The following is a 12359-nucleotide window of genomic DNA, read 5'->3' on the forward strand; positions in this document are numbered from 1 at the left end:
ACGCAAACGTGGCTCGAAAGCCCGAAGGCGGTGCCTATCTGCATCATAAATGCGACGCCCGATCGCTTCAAATATGCGCTGTCGGGAGTCGCGCGCCGTTACAGGCACAGGCAATGTTTTATAGCGTGGGTGAATCGACTAACTCGCGGTTTCGCCGTCTTTGGAAAGCTTAGAGAGCAGCAACATGAGCTCTGCGTATTTGGCGGGTTTGACAATATGGGCGTCGAAGCCGGCGTCCTTGGATTTTTGGACAGCGTCGTCCTGTCCCCACCCCGTCAGTGCGATCAGCATGATGTCGCGTCCCCATTCCGTCTCACGTATGAGTCGCGCCGCCTCGTAACCGTTGAACTTGGGTAGACCGATATCGAGCAGGATGACGTCTGGACGTAACCGTTGAGCTTCTCGAACGGCTTCTATACCGTCACCGGCCGTATAAGTCACGTTGCCGGTGAGATCGAGCAGAACGGCGAGCGACGCAGCGGAGTCGGGATCGTCGTCGACAAAGAGGATGCAGCATTTACGCTGCGCTTCCTCGCTCGTCTGCGCCGAGCCCTTATATGAGTGGTCTTCCAGGGCGAGAGCCGGCAGTCGCACGACAAATTCGCTACCGCGACCGGGGCCGTCGCTTACCGCCGCGACAGTCCCTCCATGCATCTCCACCAACCGCTTTACCAGCGCCAGACCGATGCCCAACCCTCCCTGCGCCCGCTCCAACGAGCGATCGACCTGAACGAACAGTTCGAATACCTTCGGCAGTTCATCGGAGCTGATGCCCACTCCTGAGTCCTTGAGCTTGATGATAAGGTCACCGCCTTGCCTCGCGGCTGTCAGCCATATCTGACCGCCTTGCTCGCCGATGAAACCGCTCGAAGAGGTGGGGAAGCTCATCCGCCGGTATGCCGGTGCCGGTGTCGCGCACTTGCAGTTCGGCGACATTCTCGAGCTGACGCAGTGCGACGACGATTTCACCTTCGAACGTAAATTTGAAGGCGTTTGAAATCAGGTTGAGGACGATTTTCTCCCACATTCCCCGATCGACGGATACGGTAGTGGCGAGTGGTGGGCAATCCACTCGTAGCTTGTGCAGAGCGTTGCTCCAACCGTTGATGGACTCGGTGGTACTTTCCTTGCCGGTGGCGAGATGGGCGAACGCATTCGAGCGTTGCGGCCTCGCCAATGTCGCGTGAATGGAGGGCTGCTTGCGGCCCGCACTGTCGTTCACGGCAGGGTCGCGCATTCCTTTCGGTAGCGGTTGAGTTCCTGCACGCTGGCCAGGTTGCGATCGAATAGTAGAGACAGGTTGTGCAGGATGCGCTCGACGACCTTCTTTTCCCAGCCGTCGTCAAACCGGATCTGCTCGTCGAGCCAGCGCTCGAGCCATTCGGGATCGGGCAGGCGCGATTGCACCGTGTCGCGCGGGAACAGCGCCTGGTTCACGTGCAGGTTGGTCGGATGCAGCGGCTTTTCGGTGCGCCGCGCCGACGCCATCAAAACGCCGATCTTCGCGAACGCCGCGCGCGCCACATCGCCACAGTTCGTCACCGCCTTCTTCATATAGCGCAGGTAGGCGCCGCCATGTCGCGCCTCGTCGCGCGAAATCGTCTCGTAGATGTGCTTGATGACGGGTTCCGTGTGCCATTCGGCCGCACGGCGGTACCAGTGATTGAGGCGGATTTCGCCGCAAAAATGCAGCATCAGCGTCTCGAGCGGGGGCGCCGGATCGAACTCGAAGCGCACCGCGTGCAGTTCTTCCTCGCTCGGCACGAGCTCGGGCCGGAAACGACGCAAGTATTCCATCAGCACGAGCGAATGCTTCTGTTCCTCGAAGAACCAGACGCTCATGAAGGCCGAGAAATCGCTGTCGTGGTGGTTATCGCGCAGGAACATTTCCGTGGCGGGCAACGCCGACCATTCGGTAATCGCGTTCATTTTGATCGTCGTCGCCTGCTCGTCGGTGAGCAAGGAGCCGTCGAACTCGTCCCACGGAATGTCCTTCTCCATGTCCCATCTAACGGACTCGAGCGATTTGTAAAGTTCCGGATAGAGCATCGTATTCATGGCCATCCCCTTGACGAATTCGTTCTCACCTGCTGAAGACGGACGAACCGTATAGCGCAAATATGACCGCGGTACGACAAGCGAGGGGCTCGAGCGCGAGAGGGTTCCGTTGCCGATGCGCTTCCGTTGCCGATGCGCGTCTGGACAGGCCGATCAGCTAGCTCTCAGATATGACAGCGATATGTCTCGATGCGCTGTCATAACTGACAGCTTTTGCGCCAGACGCCCCCCGGATTTAATCACCTCGCTTGCGGAACGCCGCGTGCGCTGCGCAGCGACCCTCGTGCCCTTGCGAGGTCGCGGCCTATAAGCACGCCGCTTCACTGTCATCAAGTCTCGCTCGAAGAAAGTAGAGAGGACGGCATAGTGAGAACACGGTCACCCCTGATCGACGGCATTCTCGGCATGCTCGACGCGACGTCGGCGGGCGCCGAGCGAGCCATCGTTTTCGTCGACGAAAGCGGCGCGGAAAACGCTGTGCAATACCGCGATCTCGCGCAGCGCGCGCTCGCGGTGTGCTCGGGCCTGCTCGCCCTCGGCGCCCGCGAGAACGACCTCGTGTTGATCGCGCTGCCGGCATCGATCGACTACGCGGGCCTGCTGCTCGGCTGTGTGCTCGCCGGGATGCTGCCGTGCACCGTTCCTTCGCCGGGCAAGCGCTTCAATGCGGACAGCATCGAAGTCGTCGAAATCGCCTGCCGGCTCTACGCTCCGAGACTCTTATTCACGACCGACGCCGCTGCGCAGCCGATGAGGGAGCGCATGGCAGGCTTCGGCGTGCGCGTCGTCGGTACCGACGAACTGATGCTGGCCAGCGCATCGGGCGTGCTCCCGCAAGTCTGCGAAAAGAGTCTCGACGACGCGCACCACGTTCAGTTGACGTCAGGCTCGGTATCCCATCCGAAAGCGGCCGTTCTGAGCCATCGAAACGTCCACGACAACTTGCGCGGCATCGGTGGTGCCGTCGGCTATGATCCGTCGCGAGGCGACGCAACGGTGTCGTGGCTGCCGCTCTACCACGACATGGGATTGCTGACGCTTCTTTCGAACGTTCACTATCAATCGGCGCTGCAATTCATGCAGCCGAGCGCGTTCATCCGTAATCCGCTCGGATGGTTGAAGCGCATCGCCCAGGCACGGGCTACCACGACAGCGGCGCCCACGTTCGCGCTGCGCTATTGCGTGCGGCGCTTCAACGCCGCGGCCATGCAAGGGATCGATCTCAGCTGCTGCCGCAATATTTTTGTCGGCGCCGAGCGCGTGGACGCGCGCACGATGCGGGAATTCGCGCAAACGTTCGCACCGTACGGCCTGCCAGGCAGCGCATTGCAGCCGTGCTACGGCATGGCTGAATCGACGCTCGCCGTGACGATGCACGACGCGTCGCGGACGCTGCCCGCTCAAGCGCTCGTGCACGTCGTGACCGACGCTATTGATTCGGTCACGCTGGCGGAGCGTCAGCTTTCGCTACCCGACGAAGCGCGCACCGAGAGCGATGATGACCGAGACGTGCCTAAAGAACCGGCCGCTCAGGAGCTCGTGCTGTCGGTGGGCAGGTCGATTCCCGGCATGGAATACGAGGTGCGCGATGAGACCGGCCGCGTCGCAGCCGAGCGTCAGCCCGGCGAGATTCATATTCGCGGCACTTCGGTGATGATGGGCTATATGCCGAGCACGCAGGCTGAGGTGCCGGCGGGGATCGACGAAAACGGATGGTTCGCAACGGGCGATATCGGCTACGTCGTCGGAGAGCATCTCTTCATCCTCGGCCGCAAGAAGGAAATCATCATCATCCGCGGCGCGAACTACTTCCCGCATGAAATAGAGGAAGTCATCGCGGATCATCCGGCGATTTTCAAGGGCGCCTGTGCCGCGGTGGGCGTCTATGACGAGAAGCAGGGCACGGAAAGCCTCGTGATCCTGGTCGAGTCGCATGCGTCCGGCGTGCATGCCAATGCCAACGCGCGCGCTGAAATGCAGACGCTGCTGCAACGCAAGCTCGGCTATTGCGCGCAGGAGATCGTGTTCGTCGAACCGGGCGCCTTGCCGCGCACGACGAGCGGCAAGCTTCAACGTCTGAAGTCGCGCCAGATGTACCTGAACGGCGAGTTCTCCGACATTCGACTCCCGTCGCCGATGGCGGCGAGCGCGGCAATGATCGCCAAGTCGTCTCCAGCACTGGGCGATGCGATCGCTCTCGAGCTCGGACCCATCCCTGTGCGCAACGAGAGCGGCGCGGGCAATCAAGCTTCGTCGCTGCCCCATGCCGGTGCTTACCCCGACGGGCATTCGAACGAGCAACCTCTGTAACGGACTTTCGCCATGGACATGACCGACCTCCCACAGGAGCCCGGCGCTGAAGCGCGACCGATGCTCGAGCTGCGATCGATCGCGCGCGAATATCGGCGAGGCGCGGAACGCATTGCCGCGCTCAAGTCGATCGATCTGACGATCCGCGCCGGCGACATCATCGGCTTAATCGGACCGTCGGGAAGCGGCAAGAGCACATTGCTCAATATCGCTGGCTTTCTCGACAGCCCGACGCGCGGTACACGCCTCATCGAAGGCAAGGCGATCGACGCTGCCGCCGAGCGTACGCTCGAGCACATTCGCAGGGACCGCATCGGCTTCGTCTTCCAGCATTTCAATCTGATCCCGGTCCTCTCATCGATCGAAAACGTCGAGCTCGGTCTCTTCTCGCTCAAGGACAAGGCCGAGCGGCGCGATCGCGCGCGCGAGATGATCGCGCGGGTGGGTCTGGCCGCGCGCGAGAAGCACCGGCCCGGCGAGCTTTCCGGCGGCGAGCAGCAGCGCATCTCGCTCGCCCGCGCGCTCGTCAAGGAACCCGCCTTCGTCATTGCCGACGAGCCCACCGCCAATCTCGACTCGGCGAGCGCGGCGGCCGTCGTCGAATTGATCCTGTCGATCAACGGCACGCACAACACGGCATTTCTGATCGCCTCACACGATCAGCGCCTTTGCTCGCAACTGCCGCGGCGCTTGCGCATGGTCGACGGCGTCATCCACCCGGAATTGGAGACCGACAGTGAACTGGATCACGTTCGCGTGGCGTAACCTCTGGCGCAATCCGCGCCGAACGATCCTCACCATGCTCACGGTGGGCGTGACGGCGTTTGCCGCGGCGGTCGCGCTCGGCTACATCCTCGCCACGTTCAATGCCGTACGCGAGGGGACGATTCTCGGCAGTGTCGGGCATCTGCAAGTGCTGCATCGAGGCTATCTCGACAAGATCGGCGAGCGGCCGTTGCAATACGGCCTTACCGCCGACGAGGGCGCGCGCGCGCAGCGGGCGATCGCCAGCTTGCACGACGTGCGCTCGGTTGCCCGTCAGATCGACTTCGAAGGCCTCGTCTCCAATGGAGACCTCAGCTATGGCTTCGTCGGCGACGGCATCGAGCCCGACAAACAGGCGCCCGACTACTTCGACTATCACACGGTCGTTGCCGGCCGCTATATCGATCCCACTAAGACGGGCACGGAAATCGTGGTCGGCGCTGAACTTGCACGCAAACTCGCGATCAAGCCCGGCGACGTCATTTCGCTGATGGTTTCGACGGCTTCGGGCGGGATCAATGCGACCGACGCCCAAGTGGTCGGCATTATCAGCACCGGCGTGAAGGATCTCGACGATCGCATCGTGCAAACGAGCTTCGGCGCCGCTCAAAAACTGCTGCGCACGGACAAGGCTTCGCGCATCGTGGTGCTGCTGAATCGTACGTCGTCCACCGAGGCGGCCGCCGCGAGCCTGCGCGGTGCGCTGCCCGATCTCGACGTGCGAACCTGGGACCAGATCGCGTCGCTCTATCACCAGCTCGTATCGCTCTATCGAAACGAGTTTTCCGTGCTCGGCACCATTCTGGCCGTGACGATTCTTCTCTCGATGGCCAACTCGATTGTGATGAGCGTGATGGAGCGCCAGCGCGAAATTTCGACGTTGCGCGCGCTCGGCATATCGACGGGCATCGTCAAGTTCATGTTCGTCAACGAATCAGTCTTCACGAGTGCCATCGGGGCTGCCGTCGGCGCATGCCTGGGAGCGCTCGTCATGGGCGCCGTCAATTACGCGCATCTGCGCCTGCCGCCGCCTCCGGGACGCGTGAAGCCCGTGCTGCTCGAGTTCGCGCTGAGCGTACATGCGTCCGTCGGCATCGAGATCGCGTTCATCGTGCTCGGCGTACTGGCCGCGGCATTCGCGACGCGTCGGCTCTTGAAACGCAACATCCTCGAGGGATTTTCGGCATGAAATCGACCCACCCGCGCCGCGTGCCGCAAGTTATCCTCACGGCCTTTTTCGCAACCGCTCTCGCCATCGCCGGCACGCGCGCGTTCGCGGATACGCCCGCTCAGATGCTCGCGCGCGCCGACTCGTACCGGACCGGCTCGGACGATGCGCAGACACGGGTGCGCATCACTAACGTAATCGACGGTTCGCAAGAGGACGGCACCGACTACCTCGTTTATGCGCGCACGAACGGCGATACGCTTGCAATCACGCAAACGGGCGAGAATCAGGGCCAAAAGTACCTCGCCACCGACGAGGGCCATTGGTTCTACGTGCCGAACACGCGTCGCGCGGTGCGCATCAACGGCTTGCAGCGCCTGCAGGGCGAGGTCGTGATCAGCGACATCACTCGCACGCATTGGGCAAAGACCTATAGCGCGACGGTGGCGGGGAATGCAGCAGCTCAAATTGACGGTCGCGATGTGATGGAACTCGATCTGGCGGCGACCGACCCGGACAGTGTCTACCCGAAAGTGAAGCTATGGGTGACGTCGAACGGCGATGTGCCGGTTCGTGCGCAATTCTTTCTTGCCAGCGGGCTTCTCTTTCGCACCGCCGATTTTGGACCGCTCGTCGACATCAACGGCCGCAAGCTTATCGACAAGATCACCTATCGCAACGAGATCGAAAAAAAGCGAGCCAGCGTCGTCCAGCTTTCGAACGGCGAGGCACGCAAACTCCCGGTGAGCTGGTTCAACCCCGACTCGCTCTCGAATGCGAACTGACGCGCACTGCTTCGATCATGCACGCATCGACCGGAATCCTCCTCTGCTACGAGTGCTCGTCGCCTCTATTGCGTGCTCGTGCGCATGCACGGCGCGCGCGGACGGTTTCGATCTGGGGCAGCAATTGAGCACGTTAAACGGCGTGGCCTACGCGCGCTCGATCACGTTCACCGGCGGCAATGCGCTGATCGGCGACGTGATCGGCAGCGAGCCGGCCAACGCGCGCGACGTTGCGGCGCTGGTGCGCATCGATCAGCCGAACGTGTTCCTGAATGCGCGAGCCCTCATCGACTACACGGGCGGTACCGCACGTACCGATGGCCGCCTGAACGAGCTTGGCGCTCGCGCCAACGTCACGCAGAACGTATCGGTAACCGTAGGCAAGCGGATCGAGTCGCTCGACGTGACGCAGGCATTCTTTCCTCTGGCGTTCTTCGAGAAGCACCCTTCGAATGCCGACATCTTCGATCGCTATGGCGACGTGGAGGGTGCACCGATTGCCGAAGTGAAGTGGGTCGGCGAGCGGTCGTCGTTACAGGCGATGGTCGGCAACAACCATACGTCGAGAACCGACACGGACATTCGCGACACGCAGGGCGCGAGCCAGCTCTTGCGCTTCGCGACGAATTGGGCCGGCGGTTCGGCTTCGGTGCTGGCCGGCGGGCATGCTGGGCACTTCGGCAGCGGCGGCACGTTTTCAATGGACGTCGGCGCGAATTCCACGTTCTATGGCGGCGGCTGGATCGAGCGCGGCAGCACGCGCGATTCCATCGGGTATGCCGGGGCGGCGATTCCCGCAACGGACCAGGCCGGCGGAGATCCGATCGACCGGCGCAATAGCGGCCAGTACATGTGGCGCACGGCGCTCGGCATGCAAACGACGTTGCCGGGTGGCATCGACGCGATCGCCGAATGGCAGCACGACGAGGCGAGGCTCGATGCGGCGCAGTGGCGCAATGTGACGGCTTCGATCACGGCAAACAGCGCCGCGATCGCCCGTGGCCAGTTTGCCGCCTTCGGTCCGCTCGTCGCGACCGCGAACTTTCTGTCGACCGAGGGCAATTTGCGCGATTACTTCTTCGTGCGGCTCGGCAAGAAGGTGAGGGCCGGCACCGAACTCTCGGCGCGTGCGCTCTATTCGCCGCAGGACAAGGGCCTGCTCACGGTCGTGCAGGTGACGTCAGATATCGACAGGCGCTTCAGCGTTGATCTCGCGCTCTCACATGCGTTCGGCGGCGGACATTCCGAGTATCGCGTCGTAGGCTTTTCGACGGAAATCGACGCGGCGTTACGCGTGCGCTTTTAAACCTCGAACATTCGGATAACGAGCGATATGCACCCAGCTGATCTGATCGACAATATTCGCACCCCGGCGCAGACATCGCCGTGGAAGACGACGGATTTGCCGACGCTCGCCGCGCTGCCCGTCGCGGCGCGCCTCGAAGCGTTCGGCCCGCTGCCCGACGCGTTGCTCGCGTTGCTGCGCGAAGGCGCCGTCCGGCTTCTCGACAGCGACATGATCATCAGGCAGCGCCGGCTGCGCGACGTTGCATTGCCGGAGGTCGAGGAAGGCGCCTCGACTGAGTTGCGCCATGACGAATCGGCGCTTGCGGAAGCGGTTCTCGAGCAAATTGCGCAGCAAGGTCTTGCCGATCACTTCAAGCCTTTCATGCGCTCGTTCATCCGGATCATGTTCGCGCTGTTCTTTACGCCCGAGCAGTCCGAGCGCGCCTGCGCCTGTCTCGACGACGGTTACCACTTCTCGTTCCTCATGAGCGATGCGGGCGGGCCGACGCTTGCCGGCTGGCGATCCGTCGCGCGTAACGAGCAAGGGCACATCCGCTTGACGGTCGACAAGGTCTGGGGCATCGAGGCGCACCGCGAGGGGATGGCAGTCATTGCGGCGCGGCTGCCTGGCGTGTTCTTTCCGGCCGCCTACCTTGTATGGCCGGAGCAGTACAGATCGCTCCGGCGGGTGTCGTATGGGGAGCCGTTTCTCGACGGCAGACTGCAGCTCGGCAATGTCAACGGCGAGGTCGAGGTCGGCGCGGGCGATCGTCTGAAAATCGGCGGTCCAACTGTCTTCAACAAGTACCTGACGATCGTAAGGCCATTTTTTGTCCGCGCATTGATGGCGCATCTCGAATGGCTCGCCCGCGAAGGGCGCGTGACGCTCGACGAGAAAGCCGGCGAGGCCATGCGATTCATCGCCGACGCCGCGAGGCAACAAACGCGATCACAGGTCTACAGCTTCGGCAGCGTGCAGCGGGTGCTCGCGCTGAAGTTCGCGTCCAACGAACTGTTGAGCGGCCTCGTGCGCAGCGGAGCGGTACGCGAGTTCAGCGACGAACGCGATTTGCTCGCGTTCTCGAAGATGGAGGGGAGCTCCTATCGCTGCTATCACGAGCTTCGGACGAGCTTCAAGGGAGCGTGACGGGCCGAGTGGCGCTTCCAGCGCCGCTTGCGTTCGGCTAGCTTCATGCGGTAACCAATCAATAGCAAACGCGCAGTCAATCTACCTCAAGGGGAAATTGCAATGAGCACCACCACGCCTGAAAACGCACTGGCTGTCCTGGCACGCGAAGTCGCGAAGATTCTGAACGTCGAATCGGTCGAGACCAACGTCGGCATCGGCGAGCTGGGCATCGATTCGCTCAACATCGTCGAGCTGATCGTCTTCTGCGAGCAGCTTTACGGTTCGATCGATCCGGAAGCGCTCAACATCACGCAATACACGACGCTCGAGCAGCTCGACGAGCAACTGCGCTCGAATCAGGCCGCCTGAACATGACGCGCGTCGTTGCACGTCCGCTTGCCGGGGAGATCGAGGGATGAGCATCGCACTCTCACTCGAGCAAGACATGCATGCGCCCGCCGGCACGCCGACGGCTCGCTTGTCCCTGCGCGCGCTCGCGTACCGGCGCATCGCTCCCGGCGCGGGCGGCATCGAGGACTTGAGCTATGCGGCTGCCGCGCTCGGTGCACGGATCGCCGAAGAGGCGCATGCGTGCGTCGAGCCGGGGCTTGCGATTTCTGACTATGCGATCAGCTCGACGATTCTCTCCCCAATGTTGATGGACGAATCGCAGACGAGCCGCGTGCTGATCGGCGCGATCGAATCGCGCATGCATCGACGCGTCGATTGGATGACGCACGGCTATGAGTGCGCAGGCTGGGGCTTCGTCTTTCGATATCTGCTCGAGAAGGCCGCGGCAAGCGGGCGCCGGCGGCTGCTTCTGCAGATCGTCGATGTCGACATTCACTGCTTTACATACTGGTTGTCCAACGAGCAATGGGGCCACTCGGGCTTCGGCATCTGCACGATCGTCGTCGACGTGGAGCCGGGTGAGACATGGCCGGTTCTGGTGGGTGCCGCGACCCAAGCCAATGCGATGGTGCAGATGGGACGCGCCTTGCGCTCGTTCAGCGCGGAGCGTCCCGGTGTTCCTGTCGCTGTGCCGTTTTTTCGCGAAGCGTCGCGCCGAGTGCTCGTCAACATGCTCACGGGCGCGGCTATTCATCCTGACGGTTACGAACGGTTCGGGCATTCCTTCGGCAGCGATCCCTGGATATCGGTCCTGCTGCATAGGCTCCATGACGCAGGGTCGTGCCGCTCCACGATCGTCAACTCCCTTGCGCTAAACGGGTATTTCGCGATGGCCGAGATGACCTTCGCGCCCGACGCAACGTTCCGCCTGGAGATGGAGCGATGAAAGCGCACTACCGATTGGAGGCGGATCCGCGCAGCGGCGCATTGCTGCTGCCCGCATCGACATACAACGTGCCGCTAGCGACGCCCGAGGACTACGCGCGCATCGCGCTTTATCAGCCTCAGGAAAACGCGCCTGTCCTGCTCGATCACGCTCAGTATTTTCGCTTTTTGTCGGCGCTGGCCGACGCTGTCTGGCGCTCGCTCGGAGACAACGCACGGCTCTTCATCCAGCTTCGAGCACCGTACATCGATTCGCTGCCCGCGAATCTCCTCGATGCGCGCGTGGTGCTCGGGACGGGGCTGGCCAATGAAATGAACTTCTGGACGGCGGCCGGACCGGGACCGTCGCTTTCGATAACCGACCGCATCCGACGCGACCTCGATTACCCCGGCGACAACACGCTTGCCTGCGCCGCGCCCGACGCGCGCTGGCTCGATGCCGCCGATGCGGTGCTGACGCGCTCCTGGGCCGGGCACGCGGTACGGCTCGTGCGCGTCGAGCGCATTGCCGACCCCGACGACCTTCCGCGATCCTACGACCACGCCGGCGTCTTCACCGGCACCGGAGACCATGATGCACGCACACACGCCTGATATCGAACAGATTCGATGGGCCATGCCCGTCGACGCGCTGATGTCGACCGATTACGAGTTGCGCGAGCTCGCACTCAACAATCTCTACGAAAAGGCAAAGGCCGCGCAGTGGGACGTTGCGAAAGACGTCGACTGGAGCACGGAGCTCGATGCGGACAATCCGCTCGGCATGCCCGACCCGACGTTGCTGATTTATGGCACGCAACTGTGGGACAAGCTCGATGCAGCGGGCCGCAGAGAAGTTCGGCACCATGCGCAGGCCTGGCTCCTCTCGCAAATCCTTCATGGCGAGCAGGCGGCGCTGATCTGTGCAGCGAAACTCGCATCGGCGGAGGAGGGGCTGTCCGCGCGGCTTTGCGCAGCCACGCAGATGATGGACGAGGCAAGGCACGTCGAAGCCTATGCGAAGCTCGTGAACGAGAAGTTCAGTACGAGCTATCCGATGAGCAAGTCGCTCAAGGGCTTGCTCGAGGATACGATCACGTCGACTCATCTCGATATGACGAATCTCGGCATGCAGGTGCTCGTGGAGGGTATCGCGCTATCGATCTTCCAGAGTGTCGTCGCCTACAGCACGGATCCGTTCATCAAAGACCTGTTCTCCCGCATTCAGCGAGATGAGTCGCGCCACTTCGCGGTGGGCAGGATCACACTTTGCCGCGTCTACAGCGAAATGTCGTCGACCGAGCTCAAGGAGCGCGAAGAGTTCGTCAGCGAGGGCGCGTCGGTGCTGTACGAGCACCTTTGCGCCGACGACATCTGGGAGCCGATGGGCTTCTCGAAGGAAGCGTGCGCCCAGATGGTGCGCGATTCGGAAGTATCGAGCACGATACGGCGCTCGATCTTCAGGCGCCTCGTTCCGACGATCCGCGAGATGGGCTTGCTCACGCCGCGCGTGCGGCGCACGTTCGAGCAGCTCGACGTGATCGACTATGAAGTCATGCCGTTGTCGTTGAACGCGTGATGC

General features: G+C 62.4%; 13 protein-coding genes. 10 read left to right on the forward strand and 3 right to left on the reverse strand.

What is annotated here, in order from left to right; genetic code table 11:
* Positions 1 to 138: 138 nt before the first annotated feature.
* The 3 genes from AB4Y31_RS27375 to AB4Y31_RS27385 are packed head-to-tail and all read right to left on the reverse strand — an operon-like array spanning position 139 to position 2058.
* Positions 139 to 777 (reverse strand): response regulator, encoded by a 639-nt coding sequence (locus AB4Y31_RS27375; protein ID WP_368676757.1) that lies wholly within the window; start codon positions 775 to 777, stop codon positions 139 to 141.
* Positions 778 to 805: 28 nt separating this feature from the next.
* On the reverse strand, positions 806 to 1222 hold the full coding sequence (locus AB4Y31_RS27380) for a sensor histidine kinase (protein WP_368676758.1): 417 nt from the start codon (positions 1220 to 1222) through the stop codon (positions 806 to 808).
* On the reverse strand, positions 1219 to 2058 hold the full coding sequence (locus tag AB4Y31_RS27385) for a ferritin-like domain-containing protein (RefSeq protein WP_368676759.1): 840 nt from the start codon (positions 2056 to 2058) through the stop codon (positions 1219 to 1221). Before AB4Y31_RS27385 ends, AB4Y31_RS27380 begins: the two co-directional genes overlap by 4 nt.
* Before the next feature lie 366 nt (positions 2059 to 2424).
* Between AB4Y31_RS27385 and AB4Y31_RS27390 the strand changes: the two genes are divergently transcribed.
* The 10 genes from AB4Y31_RS27390 to AB4Y31_RS27435 all read left to right on the forward strand — a co-directional run bounded on the left by AB4Y31_RS27390 (position 2425) and on the right by AB4Y31_RS27435 (position 12356).
* A complete protein-coding gene (locus tag AB4Y31_RS27390) occupies positions 2425 to 4368 on the forward strand; it encodes an AMP-binding protein (RefSeq protein ID WP_368676760.1) in 1944 nt (647 codons plus the stop codon).
* A 12-nt stretch (positions 4369 to 4380) separates the two neighbouring features.
* Positions 4381 to 5133: an ABC transporter ATP-binding protein gene (locus AB4Y31_RS27395; RefSeq protein ID WP_368676761.1), complete on the forward strand. Its 753-nt coding sequence runs from the start codon at positions 4381 to 4383 to the stop codon at positions 5131 to 5133.
* Positions 5105 to 6322, forward strand: coding sequence for an ABC transporter permease (locus AB4Y31_RS27400; protein ID WP_368676762.1), 1218 nt, complete (start codon positions 5105 to 5107; stop codon positions 6320 to 6322). Before AB4Y31_RS27395 ends, AB4Y31_RS27400 begins: the two co-directional genes overlap by 29 nt.
* Positions 6319 to 7086: an outer membrane lipoprotein-sorting protein gene (locus AB4Y31_RS27405; protein WP_368676763.1), complete on the forward strand. Its 768-nt coding sequence runs from the start codon at positions 6319 to 6321 to the stop codon at positions 7084 to 7086. Before AB4Y31_RS27400 ends, AB4Y31_RS27405 begins: the two co-directional genes overlap by 4 nt.
* Before the next feature lie 124 nt (positions 7087 to 7210).
* Positions 7211 to 8392, forward strand: a complete 1182-nt coding sequence (locus AB4Y31_RS27410) for a hypothetical protein (protein WP_368676764.1) — start codon at positions 7211 to 7213, stop codon at positions 8390 to 8392.
* A gap of 27 nt (positions 8393 to 8419) precedes the next feature.
* Positions 8420 to 9520, forward strand: a complete 1101-nt coding sequence (locus tag AB4Y31_RS27415) for a hypothetical protein (RefSeq protein WP_368676765.1) — start codon at positions 8420 to 8422, stop codon at positions 9518 to 9520.
* Positions 9521 to 9622: 102 nt separating this feature from the next.
* Positions 9623 to 9871: an acyl carrier protein gene (locus tag AB4Y31_RS27420; RefSeq protein WP_018439667.1), complete on the forward strand. Its 249-nt coding sequence runs from the start codon at positions 9623 to 9625 to the stop codon at positions 9869 to 9871.
* A 46-nt stretch (positions 9872 to 9917) separates the two neighbouring features.
* Complete coding sequence (locus tag AB4Y31_RS27425; RefSeq protein WP_368676766.1) at positions 9918 to 10799, forward strand: hypothetical protein; 882 nt, start codon at positions 9918 to 9920, stop codon at positions 10797 to 10799.
* Positions 10796 to 11392: a hypothetical protein gene (locus AB4Y31_RS27430; protein ID WP_368676767.1), complete on the forward strand. Its 597-nt coding sequence runs from the start codon at positions 10796 to 10798 to the stop codon at positions 11390 to 11392. Before AB4Y31_RS27425 ends, AB4Y31_RS27430 begins: the two co-directional genes overlap by 4 nt.
* Positions 11373 to 12356: a ferritin-like domain-containing protein gene (locus AB4Y31_RS27435; protein WP_368676818.1), complete on the forward strand. Its 984-nt coding sequence runs from the start codon at positions 11373 to 11375 to the stop codon at positions 12354 to 12356. Before AB4Y31_RS27430 ends, AB4Y31_RS27435 begins: the two co-directional genes overlap by 20 nt.
* The last annotated feature ends 3 nt before the right edge of the window (positions 12357 to 12359 follow it).

This window comes from Trinickia sp. EG282A (assembly GCF_040965455.1).
In the GTDB taxonomy this organism is placed as follows: domain Bacteria; phylum Pseudomonadota; class Gammaproteobacteria; order Burkholderiales; family Burkholderiaceae; genus Trinickia; species Trinickia symbiotica.